Here is a 26,417-nt window from a genome sequence, read left to right as displayed (position 1 = left end):
CTCTTAAACAAAGATTTTAGAGTGAAACAGCCACGCCTTTATCCCTCAACTAACCCTGAACTTTGATTAATCTCTTTGACAGGTATTGATAACTTCTCCCTTGGAAGATACTAATTCGATTTGTAAGGGCATTTGTCCGATGGCATGGGTGGAACAACTCAAACAAGGGTCAAAACAGCGTATTCCTGCCTCTACACGGTTGAGCATTTCTTCTGGTATATCAAGACCATGAATATAATGTTTGGCTATCTGGGTGACGGTTTTATTCATGACGAGATTATTTTGCCCTGTGGCAATAATCAAATTGACTTTTTTAATTAAGCCGTTTTCGTCCACTTGATAATGATGAAAAAGTGTGCCACGGGGAGCTTCACTTACCCCAATACCTTCTAAAAAGTTAATTCCTGCTTGCGATCGCACTTTGGGGGATAATAAATCAGGATCATTCATAAGTATTTCAATATGTTCTAAACAAACAACAATTTCTAATAAACGGGCATAGTGGTAAAAGAAAGAAGATGTTGCGATTCGTCCTCCCGCACGGTGACGAAATTCCCTTAATTCTTGATCCGCTTGGGGTGTGCCGATGCGATCGCAGACATTTAAACGAGCAAGGGGACCAACTCTGTATATACCGTCAGGGTAGCCTAAAGGTTTGTAATAGGGAAACTTGAGATAAGACCAACTTTCTACCGCTTCCCCCAAATAATCTTGATAATTGTCTTCACTGAGCTTGTCAGCAACTATATTTCCTTGACTATCTACAAAGCGAATATGTCCGCCGTAGTGTTCCCAATTACCGTTGTCCGCCACCAAACTCATAAATAAAGAGTCAAATTTGCCAAAAGTATCAATTTCCGTGATTAATTGACTATCTAAGAGCTTTTTAAGCAGACTTAAAGCTAATTCAGTGGTTTGCTTCGCTTCAGGGAGATTTTCCATAATCCACTGTCGCCCAGACTCAGAAAGAGGCGATCGCACTCCTCCCGGCACAGCCCATGCCGCATGAATTTTTCTTGCTCCCAGTAATTCAATTATATTCTGTCCAAAACTGCGTAAACGAATACCCGCACGAGCCAAATCAGGATCAGCCGCCATTAAGCCAAAAACATTACGAGTCGAGGGGTTGCTATCCCAACCGAGGAGAAAATCAGGGCTACTAAGATGGAAAAAAGAAAGGGCGTGGGATTGGGTAATTTGTGCTAAATTCATTAAACGGCGCAGTTTTTCCGCACTGGGAAGAATTTTAACACCGAGAATTTTATCCCCAGTTTTGGCGGAGGCGAGGAGATGACTAACAGGGCAAATTCCACAAATACGGGCAGTAATTCCAGCCATTTCAAACATGGGGCGACCTTCGCAGAATTTTTCAAAACCCCGAAACTCTACCACATGAAAACGGGCATTATTTACTTCTCCTTGATCATCTAAATAAATGGATATTTTGGCATGACCTTCGATGCGAGTTACAGGATCGATAACAACAGTTTTACCCATAGTTTTTACCTATATTTATACTTAAATATTAGATGCTTTTTAGGGATTAAATTAATTAAGTTTCGTAAAGCATGATTCAGAATTTATAAATATCATCAATTTCCCTCATAACTTCCATCGTCTTCTGTAAAACAATTAAGATATTTTGATAGTGAATAATATCCTTTTCTGTGAGACTAATATTTTCTTTTTTTCTATCCTTTAACCATTTTTCCAACACCTGATAACCGCCAATTTTAAACTCCCATAACGACTTATTCACATCACAAAAATAGCAATCTTTATTAATCATAACTTGTTGCTTATTTTCATCATATTTAACCTGCGTCACCTCATTTTTATCATCCCCTTGATAGTGAAATTCTCCCTTTTCTTGAGTAAAAATTGGTAAATTGTCGTTACTGATAAAATTAGACATAGTAGTTTTAATATCCGGTAACTTTTTCATTAGATGAAGATTAACTAAAATCTCTCCTTTTTCTGCTAATTGCTTAAATAAATCTGGATTATTAGTCAGAGGAATACGGGGAAAATCTATCTTTAAAAATTGAGCGTATCTTTGACGATAGTTAGGAGAATGTAAAACTGCATAAATATAATAAAAAATTATCTCAGGGGAAGGTGTATAACCCAATTTATCCGTAATAGCTTTAAGAAATTCAGGAGAAAAATTGGCTTGTTTTTCTTCTTGTTGCGTTAAAATTTGTCCATTTTCTGTATCAGGATAAATATAAAGGGGAAAAACTTGATTTCCTTCTCTACTTGTTGTAGAAACAACACAAGATTCGGGAGGAAAATCTGCAACCCAACAATGTCGATAACCGATATTTGCTTGTTGTCTTGAAGTTAATAAACATAAATTATCTTTGCCCATAACATGATTCATTAATTCACGTCTAGGATAATCCATTGCAACATAACTAAAATAACAGAAACGCCAATCAAAAGGACGATATAAACAATCAATTAATTTATCTTCCCATTGTGGATCATTTTTTATCTCTTGACGTGCTTTTTTTAGTTTCCAATCTCGGTTATCTTTTAAATTATATTTTTCGTAATATTCATCATCAGAAATATTCTTATCTCTCATTTCCTCAATGCGATTATATAATTTGTCTCTATCAAAATCAATAGCAAAATGATCTCGATGAGTTTGAAAACCTAAGACATTAATAGGCATAATATCAGTAATTTTCCACCCTTGGTTATATTCTTCTAACAAGAAAGTATCTTGAGGAGTAAAAAGATAAAAAGGGGATTGAGGGTTAACGGTTTCCCAGTTAATCTCATATAAATTTAACTCTTTTAACTGTTGATATTTACTCTCACGACTTCCCCACATATCATAATAATAAATACCGTTTTTGATGGTATGAGGTTCACCTTTAAAAGTTAAAAAACTTTTGTCTTTAGGAATATCTTTAACGGCGATAATTATAGCAACTCCCTGTTGAATATCAAACACATTTTTATCAGGAGTGCCATCGGGAGAAACTTCTTTTTTCTTAGCATTACCATGCAAATTAATTAAATAAATGCAATCAAAACTATTCATTAACTGTTGACGCATTCCCCGAAAAGTTGGATTATCTAAATAACCATGATTGGTAACAAAAGCCAAAATTCCTGCTCCAGTTTTTTCAATTCTCCACTGCCCAAATCTGATAAATTTTACATAGTCATCTTGCAACCATTTCGGATTTTTTTCGTTTAAATCCATACCATCTACTTGGTAATAATCTTTGATTAAACCATCAATCCAACTACCTTTATTAGCGGAATGTCCAGCATAAGGGGGATTACCAATGACAACATTAATGGGCGTTTCCGTCTTAACTTCGGCGGCTTGGTTTGCCTCTTGGGAGATATATTCAGCAAATAGTAATTCTGATTTTTTGATACCTTCATCTAAGCTATTAGTAAGAAAAATATTAAGCCTTTCTTTCTCTTGAAACCGATAACCTAAAGTTTTTAATAATAAACCTAATTTTAAATGAGCAATGGTATAGGGAGTCATCAATAACTCAAAACCAAATAATCTTTTTAAGACTCGTTTTTGCTTTAATAATTCGTGCCAATTTCTAACACCATAACGGTTAAAATTTTCATAAATTTGTTTAATTATCTCGTATAAAAAAGTACCTGTCCCCGTAGCGGGATCTAAAATATTAACATGAGTATTAGCTAAACCATCATCTAAATAGAAGTAAGTTTCTAACACATCATTAACAGCTTTGACGATGAAATAAACGACAGGTTCGGGTGTATAATAAACCCCACGATTTTTTCTTAATTTAGCAGAATAAGCGGATAAAAAAGTCTCGTAAAAATGCACAACGGGATCTTCTCTTTTCGTTTCCCTACCAAAATTTTCTAAAATATTACCCATATCCGCATTAGCTAAAAGTTCGATTAAAAGGGAAATTGCCCACTTAATTTTTTCAGCGATATTGGTACTAATAACGGTATCAAATAAACCTTTTAAAAAGGGGATATTATCACTCAAATAATAACTAGCGGTTTCCGCATTAAACTCATCATTAAAATTTTCTGCCCTCACCCCCAACCCCTCTCCCACAGTAGAGGGGAGACTTTTATTATTATTTTCTCCTTTATTAAGGGGGGCTAAGGGGGTTTTTTCATGATGCCCAATTCTAGCAGTAAATAAGCCATAGGCAATAGTTTGAGCGTACATATCAGCAAAATTATTGCTGTCTAAATCAGGTAATAATAAATCTTGAAATACTAATTTTAATTGTCTTAATTCTCCCGTTTCATTCTCTTGTTTTAAAGCAGATTCGATGCTATAACAAAGGGCTTTTGTTACCGTTGCCATTTCCATCGCTAACTCGGTATAGTTGTTAATTATTTTCCCTTCATTACTAAGAAAATTATGGATTAAATCAATGAATTTATCCGCTTCTTTTGTGGCTATAATTTGATTATTTTTTACCTCACCAATAATAATTTTTTGCTGTAATTTACCATTTTTATACCAACGAAACTCTAAAAAATTAGTCAAAACAAAGTTAAGTGCGATCGCACTATCTAAATAACGCTGAAGTTGCTCGGTTTCGAGAATTAAATCTAAATTTTCACTGATTTTTTTTGCTTCAATATAACCAATAACACGGTGGTTTTTTCTAACCGTAAAATCAGGAATACCAGCTTGATTACCCTTTTCTTCAATAACCGCACTAACCCCTAACATAGCGGTATCAATAAAAGTTTTGAGGGTAGGATAATGACTTCTTTCACTACCTTTTTGTAAAATATTTTCTATTTCTTGAAGATAATAATTAACATCCATAAATTAAATTGTCTCAAAAAGTTTGTAGGGGTTGAATATTATTCAACCCGTCACAGCTTTAACGATTAATAAATAAGCCTTAAAAGGCTTACTACGAACGATTATATAATGGTTTTTCCATTGTGTATGGTATAATCTTTAATTAAAGTCCGAAAAGCTCTAACGGTTTTATTTCTTCCTTGAGTTTTACACTGATTTAAAAATTCTGGAATTAAGTTTTTTAAAGGAATATTAGGACAAATAGGACTAGATTCTACCTCTATATATTGACCATTTTTCAGAACATTTATCTGTAAATTACCTTTTTCAAAACGCCACAATTCAGGAACACCTAAAGCCGAATAAATATGAGGATAAGTACGAGATGTTAGATCCACTTCTAAGGCTAAATCGGGAGGAGGATCTATGGTTAAATCTATTCTTTTTTTACCTCGAATTTTGGCTTCATTTTGAATGTAAAAACAGTTATCAGGTTCTAGTCCTTTTTGCAATATTTCGCTTTTAAAGGTTGTTGAACCTAAACAAAAATCAATGTCTAATTCCTCTAAAATAATCTCTAATAAAGTGCTTATTAAAACCTTATCCCGTTCATATTCTAGGGATGGAGTCATAATTTTTAGGATGTTATGATGATAGGCAATTCTACTATTTCTTTTCTCTCCTAATTCTTCTAATATTTGTTCAAATTGCTTCCAATCAACATCATTTATAACCAAAGTTTGACCTTCTAAAACGTTAATTTTTTCTAAGGCTAAAAGCATCTTTTTTTCCTGAATAACAATATCAGATCCCTCTTACCTCCCCCTTAATAAGGGGGGAATTTTTTAACCAAATTTGATCATGTCTCGCCCTTCCATGATAGGTTTTTCTCCTTTCAATAGAGGTGCGATCGCATTTTTGATTCTTTGGGCAGAGGGAGGGCATCCGGGGAGGAATAAATCCACCTCTACCACATGGTGAATGGGTTGTACTTTTTCCAATAATGGAGGCACGATTTCGGGGTCTTTAGGAATTTGACCACCGTGATCGCTTAACTCCAGATAACACCGTTTTAACACAGGATCAGAGCCATTTAACATATTCCTCATAGCAGGTACATTGGCTGTCACAGCACAATCACCGAAGGAGATTAAAAATTTAGTTTTTCTGCGTACTTCAAGCAGTAATTTTAAGTTTTCCTCGTTGGCGATCGCACCTTCCACGAGACAGACATCTACATTATCAGGATAATCTTTAATATCACTAGCAACGGGGCTATAAACCATATCCACCGCTTCGGCTATATCAAATAAAAACTCATCCAAGTCGAGAAAAGACATATGACAACCAGAACAACCTGCTAACCAAACCGTGGCAAATTTTATCTTGTCCATTGGTGTTTCTCCCTTGCTGTATGTAAAAAGTCAATATTATCAGGGTGTTTGTGCATTTCTGCCGTGGTTACACCCTTATGAAAAATAGTACCCGTGGGACAGGCTTCTACACACTTACCGCAGGAAGTACAAGCAGAGACATCCCCCCAAGGCTGATTTAGTCCACTAATAATCTTTGCCGCCGCCCCCCGAAATCCCACATTCCAAACGTGAGCGCCTTCGATTTCGCTACACACTCTCACACAACGGGTACAAAGAATACAACGATTATGATCAATACCAAACATGGGATGGGACAAGTCCACATCTCGATCAGGGAAACGGTAGTTAAAGCGACTGTGATCCATACCTACTTCTACCGCAGTATCCTGCAACTGACAATTATTATTTGCCACACAAGTAGCACAAATGTGATTACCTTCAGCAAAAAGTAATTCCACAGTCATTTTACGATATTCTTTGAGGATGTCTGTTTGAGTAAATACTTCCATCCCTTCCCTTACTTCGGTAATGCAACTCGGTACAAGTTTATCACTACCCTTAATTTGTACAAGGCATAAACGACAAGCCCCCACATCGGAAACTCCTTCTAAATGACAGAGTGTCGGAATTTTGACCCCTGCTTCCTTAGATGCCGTTAGGATACTACTGCCAGATGCGATCGCAACATCAATATCATCAATTTTTAAAGTTACTACAGCCATAGGATAAGAATGAAGAATGAAGAATGATTTGGGTTCGGGAAGAGGTGTCAGGGTGTTTAGGGGATGAGAGAGGGAAACAAGTAATGAGTTCGGAGTTATGAAAGAGGTGTCAGGTTTCAGGTTTCAGGTTTCAGGTTTTAGGTTTTAGAAGAAAGTAGTGAGTGTTCAGAGTTTTTAATTCTTAATTTTTAATTTTTAATTCTTAATTCTTAATTATCAACTATTCACTATTCATTATTCACTAGTTATCATAGCCGTTCAAATTAATCCCCGCTAAACCTGCATAAAGATTAATGGCACTGTTGATTATAGAGTGATCACTGGCGTGATCATTTACCACTGGTGACATTTCAATTCTTAACCTGCCTTTATAGTAGTAACATTTCCCTTTCTGATAGTCTGGGTTTGCCGTTGCTTCTATAAAGTCACCCCAAGAGGCTTCTATCCATGTATCTGTGACAATTTTTGGAGAAAATGTTGTTGTCATAAAGCAAAGATGATGAATGTGAACTATGGGTTGTGAAAAGGAAACAGCGTATAATTGCTTATTTATTACTTATTTACTCTACTTATTGCTTAAACTTTCAACAACTCCTGATATTCATTTTCAAAATATTTCAGGGTGCTTAAGACAGGATTCGGGGCGGTTTGTCCTAAACCACAAAGGCTAGTAGCTTTCACCATTTCTGATAGATGTCTTAATGCTTGTAAGTCTTTTTCTGTGGCTTCGCCGTTGAGGATTTTTGTCAACATTTGATATAGTTGCACAGTACCCGTACGACAAGGAATACATTTACCGCAGGTTTCCCCCCGACAAAATTCCATATAAAATCGGGCTAATCCCACCATATTAGTATCTTCATCGATAACAATCATTCCCCCAGAACCCATCATTGTGCCTAATTCCCTCAGTGATTCATAGTCCACAGGGGTATCAAAAAGCTCAAAAGGAATACATCCCCCAGAAGGTCCTCCCGTTTGCACTGCTTTAACTTGGGCGTTATCTGTGACTCCTCCCCCCATTTCCATGACAATTTGCCGAATAGTAGTTCCCATGGGTACTTCAATTAAGCCTGTATTCTGGACTTTTCCCGTCAAAGCAAAAACTTTTGTACCTTTACTGGTAGCTGTGCCAATACTGCTATACCATGTCCCTCCCTGACGAATAATTGGTACAACACTGGCGAAGGTTTCCACGTTATTAATGAGGGTTGGGCTTCCCCATAAACCTGACTGGGCAGGGTAGGGGGGGCGAGGGGTGGGATTTCCTCTTTTCCCTTCGATGGAGGCGATAAGGGCTGTTTCTTCGCCACAAACGAATGCCCCTGCTCCAACTCGAATTTCTACTTTAAAGTCAAAGAGACTATCAAATATCTGTGTCCCTAGCAAGTCTTTGCGTTTTGCCTGTTGAATGGCTTTTTGTAATCGGGCTATGGCTAGAGGATATTCTGCCCGAACATAAATATATCCTTCATTTGCTCCCACCGCATAAGCGGCGATCGCCATTCCTTCAATAATACGATGAGGATCACTTTCTAAGACACTACGATCCATAAATGCACCGGGATCACCTTCATCCGCATTACAAACTACATATTTCTGCTCATTAGGCATTTTCGCCACGGTTGCCCATTTTAAGCCAGTAGGATAACCTCCTCCACCTCTGCCTCTTAATCCACTGATGGTAATTTCTTTGACGACTTCTTCGGGGGTCATTTCATGAAGAACATGATATAACTGTTGATAACCACCAACAGCGATGTAATCTTCGATTTTCTCAGGGTCAATTTTGCCACTATTTTCTAAGACAACGGGCATTTGTAAGGCAAAGAAAGGATGATTATAGTCTCCTTCTGGGGCAGTGGGGTTTACTTGAGAATTTTGTAGGGCTAGAATCATAAGATAAGCATCTTCTGGTCGCACATTTTCGTAGAGTTTTCCATTGACATCTACTAAGCAACCTCTACCGCAAAAACGCATACAACCCACGGCACATAAATCAACTTTTTCCTTTAATCTCTGAGATACGATCGCATCTTCCAAAGCCTTAGCTACTTCCGCCGCCCCTGAAGATTGACAACCTGCGGCATTACAATATAAAACCCGAATCGGTTTACGAGAGTTAACGGTTTCAAGTGCGATCGCCTGTAGTTCATGCAATTCCATTATTATTTACTCCTGTAACCAGCTAGTGACTTTTTTGACAACCTCATCGGCGGTTTGTTTTCCGCATACCTTACCGTCATAAACCACAGAAGGAGCTAAACCACAGGCCCCAATACAACGAGCAGTAAGCAAAGATACCTTGCCATCAGCAGAAGTTTCCCCTTGTTGTAACCCAGTAGCCTCCGCCAGTTTTTCCAGTAATTCCGATGAACCTTTTACATAACAGGCAGTACCCAAACAAACAACGCAATTATGAGCACCTGAAGGCTTTAAAGAAAAAAGATGGTAAAAAGTAGCCACCCCAAACACTTCACTAAGAGGTAGTTTTAACTGTCGAGCAACATAGATTAAAACATCATCTTCAAGATAACCAAAAGTTGATTGGGCTTTATGCAAAACTTGAATTAAAGCATCTTGTCTGCTGTGATTTTTTTTGATAACTACATCTAAAATTTTGAATCGTTTATCTTTCACCTGTGTATTTTCCGCAGGAGATTCGATCGTTGTAGTCATGATTCCTCTGAGTAAAATAAGCCCCCAAGAAAAACCAACCTTGAACAAGTCAAACCTTTGCTACGATTGAAATTCAGGCAATTTTTCTTAGTTTTCCAATTTCAATTTAACACGAATATAAAAGCTCAAATCTCTTTGTTAACTTAGTGATAATATTCTTAACTAAAAATAACATTTACTAAATTTTTTTCACAAGTTTGTTATTGAGAATAAATCTATTTAGCTTTTGTTTTTTAATAATTATGATATAAAATTCTGACAAGAAATATACTAAGTTAACGACAAGTAAATTAATAGTTAAAATTGAGGCAAAAGGCAAAAGGCAGGAGGCAAGAGTATTTAATAATTTAATTTTTTGATAAGAGTAGAAATCATTCTAGTTTATTCTTTCAAGTTGTTAATAATTGTTTCTATATCTTTAAGTGTACATAAGCCTACTCTTGCGGATAAAAGAAGATGAGTTTCTGTTTCATTTACAGAACCCTGAGCTATGCTTAAAAAACGCTTATAATCTCTCGAAGATTTTCTTCCATAACCTTCAGATATATTTGCTGGTATAGATGATGATGATTTTCTAATTTGTAAAACCATCCCGTATAATTCTTCTTTTGGAAATTTTTTGGTCACAAAATAACATTGTTCAGCAATTTCCATCCCTTTTTGCCAAATTATTAAATCTTTAAAGTCTTTTATCTCTGACATCTTGAAGTCTTTAATATCAAAAAATATTTTAACACTTTTGCCTTTTGCCTCTTGCCTCTTGCCTACCAAAGACCAATAATTTACATACTCAAAGTAATAGAACCTTAATTTTTACCTATGTGTTTAGCAGTTCCGGGAAAAGTAATTGAGATAATATCTAGTGATAATCTCTTAGATTTAAAGGGAAAAATAAGTTTTGCAGGGATTATAAAAGAAGTATGTCTAGCTTATGTTCCAGAAGTAAAAATCAATGATTATGTAATCGTTCATGCGGGTTTTGCATTGAGTATTATAGATGAGCAAGAAGCCAAACAAACCCTAGATGATTTAGCTACGATCAAGAATTTTGATGAAGGGGTTGCTAAATTGTAATGTGCAACATTACTGATTTACCGAGATAGGCTAACCCGTTTTAATTATTCTTTCTTAGAAAGTTTTTTTAGCAGTCATGGTGTAGTTATAGAAGTATTAGATGAAGTATTACCCAAAAGTTATGAAGCTGAATTGGTAGAAGATATTATTTCTTTGATGGCTTCTATGAGTGCTAAGATATACGGGAAACGAGCCAGTGAGAATAGAAAGAAAAAATCTCATCTTTCGGTGGTATCTGGAGGTGAATCTTGAGATTAGTCCAAAGACATATCATCAGACCTGACCATAAATACTACCAGTATTTTGATCAGCAATGCTACTTGTCCAAAAATCTTTATAATCTCTCCACTTATCGTTATAGACAGCATTTCTTTCAAACAGGACAAAAGTTGTCATTCAATGATTTATACCATCAAGTATCTAAAACCTCAGCTTACTATGCTTTACCAAATACCAAAGTCGCAAAGCAAATTATTAGACGTATCGATCAGTCATGGAAGGGATATTTTCAGGCACACAAAGACTGGAGTAGAGTTGATAATTATCTTCATACAGTGTCTCGCCGTGTTATTGATTGGTGCTTGTTAAATAGCATTGGTACTTTAGTAATTGGGAAAAATGATCATTGGAAACAATCTATAAACATAGGCAAAAAAAATAATCAGCAATTTGTCAGCATTCCCCATGCTCGTTTGATTGAAATGCTTTGCTACAAAGGCGAACTAATGGGAATCAAAGTGGTGGTAACAGAAGAAAGTTACACTAGCCAATCTTCCTTTTTGGACTTTGATACATTACCGTCTTATGGTGAGAAAAAACCTAAATTCTCAGGTAAAAGAATCAAGCGAGGATTGTATAAAACATCAACAGGGAAATTGATTAATGCCGATGTTAACGGGAGTTACAACTGCATCAGGAAACATCTTCAACAAGAAAAAGTAAAGTCAAATGCTTTTCATAGCCATGACTTAATGGCATTGCCGTTTATGCCAGTAACGTATGATCCGTTACGAACACACAATCTCAATTTTCTACAGATTGTGTGAACGGTTTATTATAAGATGATCGAGATACATCCAGAAATAAAAACTATGGGTATAGAAGACAAAAAAGAAGAAAACAAATTAGTTTATTTAGTAGAGGAAGAAACTCAGAAACTGATAAAATGGGTTAAAAATATTGAAAAATCCGATGATTTAACCATATTTGAGAAAAATCAAGAGATTGTTACCCGTTTAGGGACGCATTATCGTAGTGATGGTTTAACAGAAATAGGTTTTTGGACTCCCAAGTTAATGAGGGAAGTGCTTCACCCCAAAGATATTTACTTAGAAATTTTTACTCCCCTTGAAAAAATTGATTGGCGTAAACCTTCTCAAAATATTAAATTTAGGAGAGATTGCGTCTGTTTGGAGAGATATGATATTTACTTTTGGGGAGTAATTGCAGGATTACAAGCTGGAACAAGAGATAATGCAGGATCTTTTTATTGGTTAAGATACGTTACTCCTTCGGGAAAAGTTGAGATTATCAGGGATGTTATGGCTTATTCCCTGCCTTATGGTATCTTTGCCCCTGCCGAGCTTTATGATATTGACAGTTTACAAAAGGAAAGGGCGGACATAGACTATTTTAAGCATACAGGTACCATTAGGGATAAGAAAATACCTAGGGTGTCAGATCCAAGACATATTCTACAACTTCATGTAGGCACTGCTACTCAGGAGGGAACTTTTGAAGGATTAACTCACCTTTACCGCACCATTGGCGATAAAATTCGTAAAAATCAAACCCTTTCTCCCTATGAGCAAAATTATGTGGGTTATGATGCCATTCAATTATTACCCGTTGAACCAACCATTGAATATCGACGAGATTTCAGCAATCATAGCACCATGTTTCATATTACCACTGATGTTAATGGACTCGATCGCGATTTGTCTCATGAGCCTATTGTAGTAAAACTATCGAAACCGAATACTCAAAATTGGGGTTATGATGTTCCTATTCTTGGTTCAAATGCGACTAACCCTAGTTTTTTGGGAACTTTACGCCCAGATGAGTTATTTGATTTTATTGGTGTTTTACACAATTTTCCGGAAAAGCCGATTAAATTAATTTATGATTTAGTCTATGGTCATGCCGATAACCAAGGGGAATTACTGGTAAACCGTCTCTTTTTCAAAGGTCCGAATATGTATGGACAAGATTTAAACCATCAATCGCCGATGGTAAGGGCGTTACTACTGGAAATGCAAAGAAGAAAAATCAATACGGGGGCAGATGGTATCAGAATCGATGGGGGACAAGATTTTCGCTTTTTTAATCCTCTTAGTGGTCGAGTGGAATATGATGATCAATATCTACTGGCAATGAGTGACGTGGTTCAGGAAGTAGAAGGTTATAAAAGACGATTATTTACTATTTTTGAAGACGGAAGGCCTTGGCCTGAAGAGGGTTGGGAAGAAAAATCAACCTATCTGGACTTAATTAAACTTAAATCAGAATCCTATCAATGGGGTCCTTTAATTTTTGCCCATAATACCCCTGCTTTAAAAGGTTTTTGGGATAGAAAGTGGAGTCGGGTTTGTGAGGTAATGACTCAGGGTCAAAATTGGATTACTGGATGTGGTAATCATGACACTTTTAGGAGAGGAAACCAAATACCTTTGGATTCCGATGTCAATGAGTACTTAGGAGACTCTTTAAATGAAATTATTTATAATGCCTATGATAATCCAGCAGTGGCTTTGTGGGTATATGGTTTTAGTCCGGGTTTACCTATGGATTTTATCAATGTTTTGATGCACACCCCTTGGATGTTTTTCCGTAATACCGATGAAGAATATGGGGTAAAAGTGGTTTGTGAGGAGGTGGGTTTTCTTGATTGGCGCATTACTGAGCAGTTATATCAAAGAGATGATGTCTTTACCCGTATGAAGTCTTGGGGATTTAGAGAATTGCATCAGTTGAAGGAATTTACCCACACTCTCAACTCGACGATGATTGCTAAAGATTATGACTTAGAAGAAGTTATTTTAGCCTGTCAGAGTTGTTTTAAAGAAGTTGATGGTGCTTATTGCGACTTAGAAACCCTTAAATTTCTCAAACAAGCAGAAATGATTGATTTTCTCCAAAGTTTAGACAGCGATCGCCTCAAACAATGGGCTAATATGTTTATGGAAGACTGTTATCAAGTGTGTAATGTATCTCATTATTTTGAAAAAGTAGATCCTGCCTACACCCAATTTAATTTGTCTCTGCGACATTTTCGCTCTCAACATAATTGGCTACACAATAATATACAAGGAAGCGATCGCTTCAATCGTATTAGTGAAGATGGTGCAACAATCTTTTATGGCATTCGGAATAATCCCGATAATACAGATGAAAAATTGGCATTAGTAGTAAACCTAGAAGGAAAATCAAGAGAAATCAATCTTTTAGACTGGTTACAACTAGATGTAGATGAATGGGAGATTGTTTTTACAACTCCGAATTTATCACCCCCAGATGACATCAAAGATTTAAACTGTTTTCCTCTGGCACAAAGTCAGGGATTTTTGCTCAAAAGCAAGAAACAAGAAATAAGTAATAAGTAATAAGTAGGGGCGAATGGCCATTCGCCCGTACAAGGGTTTTTAATTCTTAATTTTTAATTATCAACTATTCACTTTGCCCTTTTCTCCTTCAATGGAGTTATCCTAAAAGAACATTAACTTGGTTTCTTCCCTTTGTTTTTGACTGATATAAGGCTTTATCTGCATTTTTTAATAAATCATCAGGGTTATTTTTTTGGTCAGGAATAGTGCAACTAGCCCCAACACTTAGGGTTACATATTCAGATGTATTTGAGGTTTCGTGAGGAATTTTTGCCCCTAAAACTTGGTCACAAATCAATTTTCCTAAATGTAATGCCCCTTGCCAAGAAGAGTAGGGTAGAATCATGGCAAATTCTTCTCCGCCATAACGGGCGAGTAAGTCTGTTTTTCTTTTGGTACTAGATGATAGTATTTGAGCAACGCAACGTAAACATTCATCTCCTTTTTGATGACCATAGGTGTCGTTATAGAGTTTAAAGTGATCTATATCACAAATTAGGAGAGAAAGGGGTTTTTGTTCTCTTTTCATTTGTTGCCATTGTTGAGATAAATATTGATTGAAATGACGGCGGTTAGAAACTTTTGTTAGATCGTCAATGATTGCTAATTCTTCTAATTTTTTATTTGCTTGGCGTAGGGATGCCTCTGCTTTTTTTCTTTTTTCTATTTCTTTTTGGAGGGAAAGATTTTGATTAATTAGTTGTTTTTTTTGTTCTTGAATTGTTAACTGATTTTTAGTTCTAATTAAAACTTCTTCGGGGTAAAATGGTTTTGTAATGTAGTCCGCTCCACCTAAGTTAAAGGCTCTGATTTTATCATCTGAACGATCGCACCCACTAAGAAAAATAATGGGAATTTCTTGGGTGATGGAATTAGACTTAATAATTTCACAAACTTGATAGCCATTAATTCCGGGCATATTTATATCTAAAAGAATCAAATCTGGTTTTTTTTTGGCGATTTCTTCTAGGGCATGAGAACCGTTATTAGCTTGACGGACATGATAACCTTGAGTGGCAAAAATCTTTTTTAACAACTGAATATTATTGACAATATCATCAACTATCAAAACATCATAATTCATATTTTTACCATTAGTTTTAAAGGGGCGATAAATGTTTATTGACGATGACTAATACTTCTTCGGGATTAATTGGTTTTGCCATAAAATCTGAAGCACCAATTATTTTACTCCTCACTCTTTCAATCATGCCGTCATTAGAAGTTAAAATGATGATCGGAGTATTGCGGAAAAGAGATAATTTGCGTAAACTGGCACAAATCTCATAACCGTTAGTATCTGGCATTACTAAGTCTAAAAAAATCATATCTGGTTTTGAGGCTAAAATTTTGGCGATCGCCTTTAGGGGTTCTGTAATACCTAAAAATCTGTATCCAGCTTTTTTAAGAATAATATTCATGGTTTCGCAAATTAGAGGGCTATCATCGATACAAGCAATCAATGGTGTTGCTGTTTCCGCTTCTTGGACTTCTGTAACTGGGGAAATGGGTGCAGGTAAATCAGCCACAGAAACTAAATCAATGTAACCTTGTTGAATATAGGGGAGTAAAGAACTACTAAACTGGGGTAAATCCCGTTTAAATTGTACCGCTAAATCTCTTAGAGTGTTCCTACCATTGAATAATTTTTGGAAAATTTCATAGGTTTTCGGTGATGTTTTTGCTTGTAATTGTTTTGCAGAGCGTATTACAGGGGCTTTGTTAGGACTGCGATCACCTAATCTTAAGTTAACCCATTGTTGCCATTGTTGCCATGCGGGTACGATAACTTGACTTGCGTCAAGAAGACAAATTTGCTCCTCAAGGGGAATATGTACCTTACTATTAAGAAAAAAACTGATTTCCAGAGTTTGATTGAGATCAAAAAAAATCTCGATAAAGATATTATTCACCATTTTGATAACGCCATCTCTACCAACTTTGCCTTCTAAAAGCCAATGACGCACCAACTCATATTCCCAACAAAACTTAATCTTGTCCGAAGAGATAGATTTTATTTCCTGCTCTAAAAAAACTTGATCTGATGCCACTTCTGGAAGAAAAGCCGCTAAATTACGACGCCAACGCCTGACAGAATGATTCCCTCCTGTAGCACAAATCAATCTACCCATATAAAGATAAAATCGCCATTGTTCTTTTCCCGGATGTACTAACTGTAATTCACCACTAAACTGATGCTTTTTCAAAACATTAAACAGATAACTTTGTTTTGATGCCACAAAACCTTTAATGGGAATACTACTATGATTTTCTTGGTTTGGCGTTTCCATTAGTGGTATATCAAATCTATTCGAGCTTTAATTATGTTGATCTTAGTATAATATTTCAATTAGGAATTAGTAATTATCATCTAAAATCCAATACCTACAATCCGAAACCAAAAGCTCTACACCTAAATAATGCGTACTATTAACGAAATTAACGAAAAAATACTACAGAAAAAAGCAAGGGTTTGCACCATCGAAGAATTAAAAGCGAAAGTAAAGAAAATAGGCATAAAGAAAACTTATGAAAAAGTCGATGTAATTTGTGCTGGTACTTTTGAACCCATGGAGTCTTCAGGGGCAATTTTAAATCTTGGTCATACCGATCCCCCCATGAAAATACGTCATTGTTGGTTAGATGGTGTTCCTGCCTATGCTGGTTTTGGAGCTGTGGATCTTTATTTGGGGGCAACGGCTTTGCCTGATGTCAATGATGCAGAAAATACGGTTATTCCTGAAAAGGGAGGGGCTCATGTGATTGAAAGTCTCATTGCGGGAAATTCTGTTTCCGTTAAAGCCATCGGACAAGTTACTGATTGTTATCCCCGTGCTTCTTTCGATGCAACGATTAATATTAACTCCATAAATCAGTTTTACTTATATAATCCTCGTAATTTGTATCAAAATTTTATTGTGGGGGTGAATGGAGGCGATCGCATCTTATATACTTATTTAGGACCTTTGTTGCCTCGTTTAGGTAATGCGGTTTATTCTAATATCGGGGCTTTATCACCTCTTTTAAATGATCCTTACCTAGAAGCGATCGGTATTGGTACAAAAATATTCTTAGGGGGTGCAGAGGGTATGATAACCTGGGAGGGTACTCAACATTTTCCCTTACAAAAAAGAAGCACTAATGGTACTCCTATTGGGCCTGCTTCCACTTTAGCATTAGTAGGAGATGCAAAAAAAATGGATCGTAAATGGGTGAGGGGTTGCTACTTTAAAAATTATGGAGCATCTTTAATGTTAGGGGTGGGGATTCCTTTCCCCGTGTTAAATGAAAAAATCGTTGAAAATTGTGCGGTGGAAGATAAAGATATTTATGCTCCCGTGATGGACTTTTCTATTCCTCGCCGAGTGCGTCCTAGTTTTGGTTTAGTCAATTATGCTCAACTTAAACAGGGTAAAATCAAAATTGAAGGACAAATAGTTAAAGTAGCTTCCGTTGCTAGTCTTTATCTTTCTCGTCAGGTAGCAGAAACCTTAAAACAGTGGATTTTGGATGGTAAATTTACTTTGACTGAAGCAGTTTCTCCTTTACCTTCATCGACAACTTTTATTTCTCAGGATGGTGTCAATTAACTTCTGTTTGGGGAGTAATCTTAGAAGTTAAGAAGTAATAGTAATGAGTAATGAGTTGAAATCAGAAGTTTTTTATTCTTCATTATTATTGTGGAAATATAAGTCATGTATAAAAGTAGTATTTTATGGTGTTTTAATCCTGATGAAAATATACCAGACGACTTTTTTATTCAAGTAAATAATATTGTTAATAATCGACAACAAAATCAACTAAAAGATATTAAATATTTAGCTTTATTATTATGGAAAAGAAATGTTCGTACTAAACAAGATTTAGAACATTTTTTTAACCCTCAATATATTCACGATAATAACTCTATCTTTGAGCAGGAAATTGATGTTGCTGTTGCTAGATTAATTAAAGGAAGTGAGAAACAAGAAAAAATTATTATTTGGGGAGATTATTCTTGCGATAGTATTATTACAACTACCATCCTATTTACTGGATTAAAGAATATTTTTAGGGCAGAAGATAATCAATTATCCTATTATTTTTCTCCTAGAAATTATCCTAAATTTGGATTAAATTCTTCAGAAATTAAAAACTTAGCAGATAAAGGTTATAAATTAATTATTTGTGCTGGAATGGGAAGTAATAATTATCAAGAAATTAATTATGCTAATAGTTTAGGCTTAGATATTATTATAGTTGACAATACTTTTTTATCTGTAGATAAACCTCCGGTTTGTGCATGGCTTAATCCTCATTTTTTACCAAAACATCATCCTGATTATTCTTTATCTGGAGGCGCATTCGGCGTAGTCACACCTTCGGTGATCGCATTTTTTCTTATTAAAAAGTTATTTTCTCGTTTGTCTGAAAATATTAACTTAAATAATTTATTATTGTTAATCGCTTTAGACTTGCTACAAGGAAAATATGATTTATGGGGAAATAATCGATACTTACTTCTAAAAGGAATAAATTTGTTAAAAAAAGAGCATAATTTTGGGACACAACTTTTAATAGAGGTATGCAAAAGAAATGGTTATCATCCTTTAAATACTTATCAGGGAATCAGTGAGAAATTTAATACTTTAATAGGAATGTATAGTAATCCTGAAAATATAATTAATATTATTACTAATGAAGATAAAAATAAAAATTCCGCCTATATAAATAAAATCGAGAAAGCATACTTTAGTTATCAAGACTTAAATTATACATATTTACAGTATATACATAAGCAGGTTAATTTACTGGATCTAAGTAATCACAAGTATTTAATTTTTAAAGGTAACAAATGGAATGTAAATATTATCAATCTAGTTGCAAAAAATACTTATAATTTATATAAATTACCTGTCATCATTTTATCTAATTACGATCAAGATAATATTTTTTATGGTTTTATTTATGGCTTTTTTTCTGAGTATTGGGAACAAGTATTTAGTCAAAAAGATTGGATTATTGACTATAAATTATCTTCAGATGGTTTCAGTTTTTTTATATTAGAAGAAAATATTACAATTTTAACCGAATTGATTAGTCAAAAAATTAACAATAATATTTATCATAATTCGCAAACCATTAATATAGACCTAGTTTTAACTATATTTGATTTGAATAATATTCTCTTTCAACAAATAGGAATTATTGAGCCTTATTCGATAAATAATCCTCCTGTAAATATAATGCTTAAAAACTGTAATGTTAATAACTTATTTGAGAAAAAATATGATAAATTTAAAGGAAAAAATCAGAATTACACTAGAGATTTAACTTTAGAGTTTTGGATAGAAGATGATAGTTGTGATATTCCGTTCAAAGCCATTTGGTGGGGAGCAAAAAAAGATAATCTTGAAAAAGATAAAACTTATGATATTATCGGCACTATTGAGTATCAATATCACTTCAAAAGTACTGAGAAAATCTATTATTTAAGAGTGATTGATTTAAAACCAAGTAATTCTAGTAATAGATTTTATGTAAAAAATAATTACATTTCTATTCTTGATTATAGACGAGCAAAAAAAACAGATGAATTAGCAAATATTAATGGTAAAATTATAGATAAATGCCCTCTTAAATGGTCAGAAATTAATCGTAGTTATCAGGATGCGATCGCCGAAGGTGGGGCTACGTCGAACGCAGAATCTACAGCTTCACCTAAGCCTTACAAAAGTAGTTTAATCCTAGCTTATAATCATCCATCAGAAAAAGAGTTAGAAGAATTATGGCATCAATTTCTAACCATTATTAAACTATCCCTACAAGGGAAAAAAAGCGTTAACAAAGAGTCTTTATTAGAGACATTATGTATCAGTGATTTATCCTTAAATAAAATTTGTCATATTTTGCCTTTAATTGGTGTTAGTTTTCGGATTCAGCCGGAAGAAATTATATTCAGTAAAATATGGGAGACTTTTCCTCCAGAAAATTATTTAGAAGCAAAGCAGAATTTTCAAGATATAATTAGTCAAGAATATTTACAAAAAGAGTATTTTTATAAAGTTAAAGTAGAAAAAATAAAGGAATATTTAGATTTTCAGAAACATATTTAGTTAATGGTTCTTCAGAGTGTGGTTATGATAAATTATGTCTTAAAAAGGTTTCAGGTGGCAGGTAGCAGGTGTCAGGTTAAATAACCTCAGTTCGGTTTAAGAATATCGGAAAAGGATAGGTGTCAGGTGTCAGGTTTCAGGTTGCAGGTGTTAAAGTGATGAGAGGATGAGAGGGGAAGTAGGGGCTTGGGGTTTTGGGGTGTAACGTCAGTTCGGGTTAAGGCAATTTTATTCTTATTTCTAAAAAGCTATAAGGTTTTTTAACTACGGGATAATGCTTTCAGCTTATCCAAAACTCAGGTTAAATAAAAATTTATAAAATTTAAGTTTTAAAATCCCCTCTTCCCTATTCCCTTTCTCCCCTTTTAAGGGGAGACACAGAGGGGTTTCCCCTTTTCCCTTTTTCAACGAACAATTTATCACGACGAGAAGTGATAGAGCCAAATTAATTAGTTAGAACTAAAGAGGGATTTAACTAATGTTTTAGTTTTTTCGTCTAAAGTCTGCCAGTTTAACTGTCCATCCTCTTCAAAAAGAGTTTTATCAGTTGTTACAGGTTGAGTAGTGCTTTCTGAATAGTTATTGAAACAAACTTGAAAACATAACTCCCAAACATTATTTTTTTCTGTTTTATTTTCCTTTTTAATAGCAACAATATAACTGGGAAAAGGTTCATTAATTTCTTCATAACTAACATCATAATTAGATAATTCTGACTCCTTACGAATATTATCCAAGAGACGAATAAAAATGGGTTGCATTAATACTTGTGCTAATTCATATTCTTGGGCGTTTTTAAATTTAGGTTCAATCATGGATTTTTTTTTGATATTTAATACTTCTATATATTAGTTAGTTTGATAAACTATTTTATAAATAATTCTGCTGATAGTTAGTATTTTTTGAACATTACTAATATTATTTTTCAATCGTCGATATTTTTCTTTAATTTTTTTGATTTCTAAAGCTGTTGTTAGAATAGATAAGGAAACCTCTTTGATAATTAAAGGTAAGTTTTTATTGATATAAATTAGCCTAGTATTCAGAGTCTTTAAATATTTTTTGATTCTGATGAGTTGCCATAATAAATAAAAATTAATTACACAAATAAATATATTAAAAGATAGTATAAAAATTAAAGACATCAACTACTTATATTTAAGTTTAAAAAATAAAATTGTACCTGCTAAAATTAAGGTAACAATATTCGTAACTAGGACAGGAATATCCATGATAAATAATCCATAAATAATCCATAAAACAACCCCTAAACAAAAGCAAAGAAACATTGCTAAAGATATATCTTTTGCGGATTTACTTCTCCAAGTTTTAATCGCTTGGGGCAAAAAAGAAATAGTGGTCAAACTACCAGCCATCAAACCTATAATTGTTATCCATTCCATATATTTTTATTAAACATTAATTATTAATAAATGAAGTTATTTTACAGTAGTTATGATCAATAATATTTCTCAAAAAAGTTTCAGGTGGCAGGTGTGAGGTTGTTGGGAGGAAACAAGTAATGAGTTAGGATTTAGGAGTTAGGGGTTTTTAATTTTTAATTCTTAATTCTTAATTATCAACTATTTACCTTTGCCCTTTTCCGTAACTTTTAATTACAATTTGATATTTTTCAATGACAAACGAGGATCATCTTGACTAATTGAGCGAATTTTTTCATAATATTCTTTTTCCTGATCAGAAATATTTTTAGGAGTTGCGATCGCAATTTTCACTAATAAATCACCATTACCCCCTTTTGGATTACTCCAGCCCTTGCCTTTAAGACGTAAAGACTGCCCGTGACGAATACCCGCAGGAATTTTAACCATAACTTCCCCTTCAGGAGTTGGCACATTAACTTCTCCTCCCAAAACAGCCTCATAAGGAGTAATTGGCACTTCACACACTAACTTATCATCCTCAAAAGAGAAAAAATCATGAGGCTTTAATTCAACCTTTAAATATAAATCTCCTTTATGATTACTGATAGGGTTAATTTGCCCTTTTCCTTTCAATCTGACTTTTGTGCCATTTTTTGCCCCCGCAGGAATTTTAACAGTAACGATTTCTGAACCTAAATCTAATTTTGTCTGTACCCCATGATAGGCTTGATAATAGGTAAGAGTAATGCTTTTTTCAATATCATTTCCCCTCCCTTGACTAGCAGTTGTACCAGTGTTAAAACCGCCAAAATCACTAAAACCAGTAGTTTGAGTGCGTGTATTACCAAAAGGTCTTCCTAGTAAATCAGCAATAAACTCGTCAAAGCTATTATACTTACCAAAATCAAAATCCATATCATTAGAACTTCGTGTTTGATAGGTATTGCCCCAAGTCGTTGTATTTCTGCTTGTAGTTCTTTGTCCCATGGGTCTGCCATAACGGATAAATTGGTCATATTTTTTCCGCTTTTCCGTATCTCCTAAAACCTCATAAGCCTCGCTAATTTCCTTAAATTTTTCCTCTGCCGCTTTGTTATCAGGATTTCTGTCAGGGTGATATTTAACGGCTAATTTACGAAATGCTTTTTTTATCTCCTCTCCAGAGGCTTTTTTATCTACTCCTAACACTGAATAATAATCTTTGAATTCCATTCCTTGCATAGTTGATTTTTTCTTCTCAGGTTAAAATAATATTCTATACTTTGATCACAAATAACATAAAGTTACTATTTCTTGTAAAAAAGTCGGGGATAGTCGAAAAGATGTAGTGATTGAAAAAGTTAAGTGGGATGATGTCCGAAATCAAAAACAACTATTTGCGAGAAAGCACTGGGTTTTTATCTACAAATCAAAACACTATTTTAGTTTCTATCTATAATTTTATTCATAATTGAGAAAATGGCAATAAAAGAAAAGGAAGTTTTATTAGGAAAATCTTTATCAGAATTAACTACATGGGTGGAAAATCAGGGGCAACCCGCCTATCGTGGCAAACAACTCTATCAATGGCTATATGAAAAAGGTGCAACATCTTTAATGGATATAACCGTTTTTCCGAAACAGTGGCGAGAAAATCAAGCAGAAAATATCATCGGACGTTCACAAGTTCATTATTGTAGCACAGCAAGCGATCGCACTTGTAAATATTTATTAAAATTAGCAGATGGTTTAATTATTGAAACCGTAGGGATTCCCACAGACAAAAGATTAACGGTGTGTGTTTCCTCTCAGGTGGGGTGCATCATGGCTTGTGATTTTTGTGCCACAGGAAAAGGAGGTTTTACTCGCAATCTTTACGCCCATGAAATTATTGATCAAATTTTGACAGTACAAAATGATTTTGGTGAAAGAGTCTCTAATGTGGTATTTATGGGTATGGGTGAACCTTTACTTAATTTACCCCAAGTGGTGAAAGCCATAAAATCTATCAATGAAGACGTAGGAATCGGGGCGCGATCGCTTACAATATCTACTGTGGGTTTGCCGAATAAAATCCTCGAATTAGCTCAACATAAATTACAAATTACCTTTGCGGTTAGTCTCCACGCCTCTAATCAGGCAGTGAGAGAAAAACTGATTCCCAGTGCCAATCATTACCCCCTAGAGCAACTTTTAGCCGATTGTCGAGAGTATGTCAAAATGACAGGTAGAAGGGTAACTTTTGAGTATATTTTGCTTTCTGGAGTTAATGACTTACCCCAACACGCCCAAGAATTGGCTCAACATCTTCATGGTTTTCAGACTCACGTTAATCTCATTCCCTATAATCCCATCTCAGAAGCCGATTATCAACGTCCTTCTCCCGAAAGGGTAAGTCAGTTCAAAAAGTTATTACAACAGGAAAAAATCGCCGTCAGTGTGCGTTATTCTCGTGGTTTGGATGCCGATGCCGCTTGTGGGCAATTAAGAGCCAGTAAAATGAAGTGACATACTCCCACACCAAAATTCAAAGAATTTATCTAAATGGGAGCAAGAATACCCTATCCTTCTTTAAGGTAGGGATGAATTGCGACGTGCGACCTGAACTGGTCATTTGAATTGGTACAGCCTTGTACCGTTCACAAAAATTGTAGAAAAGGAAAAGAATTAAATCTTATTCTTTACAACATTGCTAGTACACCTATAATCAGACACATTAAAGTTAAGGGCAATGCCAGTCCAGATGATTCCTCACTCCGTGAATATTGGAATAACCGCAAACTTAAACAGGGTAAAAACTATTGGGCAAAAGGGAGTAAATACTACCTAATAGCTAAAAATCAGGAATGGAAATGTCCTGTATGTGGTGAAAACTTATTCAACGGAGAACAAATAATAGAAACCCATCATATAGTACCCGTTAAGTATGGTGGTGAAGACTCCACTGATAATCTTGTACATTTACACAAGGCTTGTCATAAACAGGTACATTCAAAATCCAAGTCAAAGGCTTGAAGTAAGGCTTGAGCCGTGTGATTGGTAACAGTCACGCACGGTTCTTAGGGGAGGGGAGAGAGGTGACTCTCAAACCTTACCCGCTCCAACAAAAAAATATTGCAGTAGCAATTCCTATTTGGTAAAATCAAGAGACCTCTCCATAAATTATTTTTCGTTGGCTCGTAGTAAGGGCTTCAGCCCTTAAAATGTCTATTATTGGAGATGTCTAAAGTATACCGTTAACGGGTATCTACGGGGGGTCTCCTCGAAAGTCACGGCTAACCATGAATTGGCATGGTGTCTAGGTTTCCTAGATGGATGTATGACCTAGTAAGGTAAGTACCAGTCAGCCTAGCAACCCTCGTGTATAGTGGAGGGAATTACAAGTAATTGCAGTTCAGAATCGCTATCCTTCTACGAGATAGGGTTCTTCAATATATTGTTCTATTAACAATTGACAACTCCCACCGTTAACCTTGCGGTGTAACGGGGGATTCTTCCTTCACAGAAAGATGCCTTACAAAAGCGGTGCCTTTACTTGGTCTTACTCTTTCTCCAGAAGCTGATGCGATATGCCCTACCGCCAAAATTCGTAAACCTTCATCTCTGATATTTTTCGCTGCATTTACATCCCTGTCATGTATTGTTTCGCATTTAGGACATTGCCAACGACGAATATCTAAAGTTAAGCTATCTACTTGATATAAACAGTGATTACACGTTTTAGAAATAGGGAAAAATCTATCCACCTCAATGTAAGTTTTTCCTTCCCATTCTGCTTTATATTTGAGCATGGTGCAGAATTGTCCCCAACCACAATCATTAATTGATTTGGCTAATTTGTGGTTTCTTACCATGTTTTTTACTGCTAGATTTTCTACTACTATGACTTGGTTTTCGTCCACTAATTTACGACTTAGCTTGTGTAAAAAATCTTCTCTACATCTAGTTATTTTTTCATGTACTTTAGCAACGGCTTTTCTTGCTTTATGACGGTTATTTGAGCCTTTCTGCTTCTTAGCTAAACGTTTCTGTTTCTTAGCTAACTTTTGCTCATACTTACGATAATAATTAAGATTACCATATTTACTACCATCACTGGTAATGGCAAAATCTTTTACTCCCAAATCAATACCCACTGCTTTACCTTCTGAGTTTTGCTCTGGTAAGTCTTGCCCGTCATCATAGAGACAAGAAGCAAAATACTTGCCCGATGAAGTCATCGATATCGTAACCGATTTCAGCTTACCCTCTGGTAAACGAGATACCTTACAGTAAACTTTTTTTAATTTAGGTAAAGTCAAGTAATCACCGTCAAGTTTAATTCCTTGTGGGAATCGTACTGATTGTTTATTTCCTTTCTTTTTGAATTTAGGAAATTTAGCCCGTTTCTCAAAGAAGTTAAGAAAAGCACTACTTAAGTCTAAAGCTACTTGTTGTAAAGCCTGAGATGGAACTTCACTTAACCATTCCTTCTCTTTCTTTAATTGTGGTAGTTTATTGATTATTTCATCACGGCTTAAACCTTTTCCTGTCGCTTTGTAAGTTTCGTTAGTTAAATCTAAAGCAAAGTTATAGAACCACCGACAGCAACCAAAAGTCTTAGCCAGTAAGACCTTTTGCTCATCAGTAGGATAGATTCTATATTTGTATGCTTTTAACATTTAACACTTTAATTTAACTACTACTACCTTATCTTAGCATAGATTGTCTATTTTG

Annotated in this window: 23 protein-coding genes; 7 read left to right on the top strand and 16 right to left on the bottom strand. The window is 35.0% G+C overall.

Annotation, left to right across the window (positions count from 1 at the left end; all coding sequences use genetic code 11):
* Positions 1-66: 66 nt before the first annotated feature.
* The 9 genes from CYAN10605_RS17265 to CYAN10605_RS17225 all read right to left on the bottom strand — a co-directional run bounded on the left by CYAN10605_RS17265 (position 67) and on the right by CYAN10605_RS17225 (position 10,268).
* Entirely contained in the window at positions 67-1,497 is a 1,431-nt protein-coding gene (locus CYAN10605_RS17265; RefSeq protein WP_015221229.1) for a Ni/Fe hydrogenase subunit alpha, read from the bottom strand.
* 76 nt (positions 1,498-1,573) lie between these two features.
* A complete protein-coding gene (locus CYAN10605_RS17260) occupies positions 1,574-4,810 on the bottom strand; it encodes a type ISP restriction/modification enzyme (protein ID WP_015221228.1) in 3,237 nt (1,078 codons plus the stop codon).
* Between the two features lie 101 nt (positions 4,811-4,911).
* Positions 4,912-5,571: a Uma2 family endonuclease gene (locus CYAN10605_RS17255; RefSeq protein ID WP_015221227.1), complete on the bottom strand. Its 660-nt coding sequence runs from the start codon at positions 5,569-5,571 to the stop codon at positions 4,912-4,914.
* A gap of 63 nt (positions 5,572-5,634) precedes the next feature.
* Positions 5,635-6,183, bottom strand: a complete 549-nt coding sequence (locus CYAN10605_RS17250; RefSeq protein WP_015221226.1) for an NADH-quinone oxidoreductase subunit B family protein — start codon at positions 6,181-6,183, stop codon at positions 5,635-5,637.
* A complete protein-coding gene (gene hoxU / locus CYAN10605_RS17245) occupies positions 6,171-6,887 on the bottom strand; it encodes a bidirectional hydrogenase complex protein HoxU (RefSeq protein ID WP_015221225.1) in 717 nt (238 codons plus the stop codon). Before hoxU ends, CYAN10605_RS17250 begins: the two co-directional genes overlap by 13 nt.
* A gap of 241 nt (positions 6,888-7,128) precedes the next feature.
* On the bottom strand, positions 7,129-7,374 hold the full coding sequence (locus CYAN10605_RS17240) for a hypothetical protein (protein WP_015221224.1): 246 nt from the start codon (positions 7,372-7,374) through the stop codon (positions 7,129-7,131).
* Positions 7,375-7,463: 89 nt separating this feature from the next.
* On the bottom strand, positions 7,464-9,053 hold the full coding sequence (locus tag CYAN10605_RS17235; RefSeq protein ID WP_015221223.1) for a NuoF family protein: 1,590 nt from the start codon (positions 9,051-9,053) through the stop codon (positions 7,464-7,466).
* 6 nt (positions 9,054-9,059) lie between these two features.
* Positions 9,060-9,566 (bottom strand): bidirectional hydrogenase complex protein HoxE, encoded by a 507-nt coding sequence (hoxE, locus tag CYAN10605_RS17230; RefSeq protein ID WP_190275004.1) that lies wholly within the window; start codon positions 9,564-9,566, stop codon positions 9,060-9,062.
* Between the two features lie 381 nt (positions 9,567-9,947).
* A complete protein-coding gene (locus CYAN10605_RS17225) occupies positions 9,948-10,268 on the bottom strand; it encodes a four helix bundle protein (protein ID WP_051018170.1) in 321 nt (106 codons plus the stop codon).
* Positions 10,269-10,385: 117 nt separating this feature from the next.
* Here CYAN10605_RS17225 and CYAN10605_RS17220 point away from each other — a divergent pair, with 117 nt between their 5' ends.
* The 3 genes from CYAN10605_RS17220 (at position 10,386) to gghA (ending at position 14,242) form a co-directional block, all read left to right on the top strand.
* Positions 10,386-10,640: a HypC/HybG/HupF family hydrogenase formation chaperone gene (locus CYAN10605_RS17220; protein ID WP_015221220.1), complete on the top strand. Its 255-nt coding sequence runs from the start codon at positions 10,386-10,388 to the stop codon at positions 10,638-10,640.
* 320 nt (positions 10,641-10,960) lie between these two features.
* A complete protein-coding gene (locus tag CYAN10605_RS17215; protein ID WP_241212786.1) occupies positions 10,961-11,686 on the top strand; it encodes an IS200/IS605 family accessory protein TnpB-related protein in 726 nt (241 codons plus the stop codon).
* A 45-nt stretch (positions 11,687-11,731) separates the two neighbouring features.
* Complete coding sequence (gghA, locus tag CYAN10605_RS17210; protein ID WP_015221218.1) at positions 11,732-14,242, top strand: glucosylglycerol hydrolase; 2,511 nt, start codon at positions 11,732-11,734, stop codon at positions 14,240-14,242.
* Positions 14,243-14,339: 97 nt separating this feature from the next.
* On the opposite strand, the gene CYAN10605_RS17205 is transcribed toward gghA, so the two are convergent.
* Both CYAN10605_RS17205 and CYAN10605_RS17200 read right to left on the bottom strand, forming a co-directional pair.
* Positions 14,340-15,326 (bottom strand): GGDEF domain-containing response regulator, encoded by a 987-nt coding sequence (locus CYAN10605_RS17205; RefSeq protein ID WP_015221217.1) that lies wholly within the window; start codon positions 15,324-15,326, stop codon positions 14,340-14,342.
* Positions 15,327-15,342: 16 nt separating this feature from the next.
* On the bottom strand, positions 15,343-16,533 hold the full coding sequence (locus tag CYAN10605_RS17200; RefSeq protein WP_015221216.1) for a response regulator: 1,191 nt from the start codon (positions 16,531-16,533) through the stop codon (positions 15,343-15,345).
* 129 nt (positions 16,534-16,662) lie between these two features.
* Here CYAN10605_RS17200 and CYAN10605_RS17195 point away from each other — a divergent pair, with 129 nt between their 5' ends.
* Positions 16,663-17,832, top strand: a complete 1,170-nt coding sequence (locus CYAN10605_RS17195) for a homocysteine biosynthesis protein (protein WP_015221215.1) — start codon at positions 16,663-16,665, stop codon at positions 17,830-17,832.
* A gap of 105 nt (positions 17,833-17,937) precedes the next feature.
* Positions 17,938-20,337, top strand: a complete 2,400-nt coding sequence (locus CYAN10605_RS17190; protein ID WP_015221214.1) for a DHH family phosphoesterase — start codon at positions 17,938-17,940, stop codon at positions 20,335-20,337.
* A gap of 449 nt (positions 20,338-20,786) precedes the next feature.
* On the opposite strand, the gene CYAN10605_RS17185 is transcribed toward CYAN10605_RS17190, so the two are convergent.
* The 4 genes from CYAN10605_RS17185 to CYAN10605_RS17170 all read right to left on the bottom strand — a co-directional run bounded on the left by CYAN10605_RS17185 (position 20,787) and on the right by CYAN10605_RS17170 (position 22,943).
* A complete protein-coding gene (locus tag CYAN10605_RS17185) occupies positions 20,787-21,152 on the bottom strand; it encodes a hypothetical protein (protein ID WP_015221213.1) in 366 nt (121 codons plus the stop codon).
* 33 nt (positions 21,153-21,185) lie between these two features.
* The gene (locus CYAN10605_RS17180) at positions 21,186-21,482 is read right to left on the bottom strand and encodes a hypothetical protein (protein ID WP_015221212.1); all 297 of its coding nucleotides are present in this window, start codon (positions 21,480-21,482) and stop codon (positions 21,186-21,188) included.
* Between the two features lie 3 nt (positions 21,483-21,485).
* On the bottom strand, positions 21,486-21,740 hold the full coding sequence (locus CYAN10605_RS17175) for a SemiSWEET transporter (RefSeq protein ID WP_015221211.1): 255 nt from the start codon (positions 21,738-21,740) through the stop codon (positions 21,486-21,488).
* A 213-nt stretch (positions 21,741-21,953) separates the two neighbouring features.
* On the bottom strand, positions 21,954-22,943 hold the full coding sequence (locus CYAN10605_RS17170; RefSeq protein ID WP_041922570.1) for a DnaJ C-terminal domain-containing protein: 990 nt from the start codon (positions 22,941-22,943) through the stop codon (positions 21,954-21,956).
* 237 nt (positions 22,944-23,180) lie between these two features.
* Here CYAN10605_RS17170 and rlmN point away from each other — a divergent pair, with 237 nt between their 5' ends.
* Both rlmN and CYAN10605_RS19235 read left to right on the top strand, forming a co-directional pair.
* A complete protein-coding gene (gene rlmN, locus CYAN10605_RS17165; RefSeq protein ID WP_015221209.1) occupies positions 23,181-24,209 on the top strand; it encodes a dual-specificity RNA methyltransferase RlmN in 1,029 nt (342 codons plus the stop codon).
* A gap of 111 nt (positions 24,210-24,320) precedes the next feature.
* Complete coding sequence (locus tag CYAN10605_RS19235) at positions 24,321-24,716, top strand: HNH endonuclease (protein WP_051018168.1); 396 nt, start codon at positions 24,321-24,323, stop codon at positions 24,714-24,716.
* 452 nt (positions 24,717-25,168) lie between these two features.
* On the opposite strand, the gene tnpB is transcribed toward CYAN10605_RS19235, so the two are convergent.
* Complete coding sequence (gene tnpB / locus CYAN10605_RS17155; protein ID WP_015221208.1) at positions 25,169-26,362, bottom strand: IS200/IS605 family element RNA-guided endonuclease TnpB; 1,194 nt, start codon at positions 26,360-26,362, stop codon at positions 25,169-25,171.
* Positions 26,363-26,417: the final 55 nt, after the last annotated feature.

This window comes from Cyanobacterium aponinum PCC 10605, from assembly GCF_000317675.1.
GTDB lineage: Bacteria > Cyanobacteriota > Cyanobacteriia > Cyanobacteriales > Cyanobacteriaceae > PCC-10605.
This window is presented reverse-complemented; position numbering and strand designations above follow the sequence as displayed.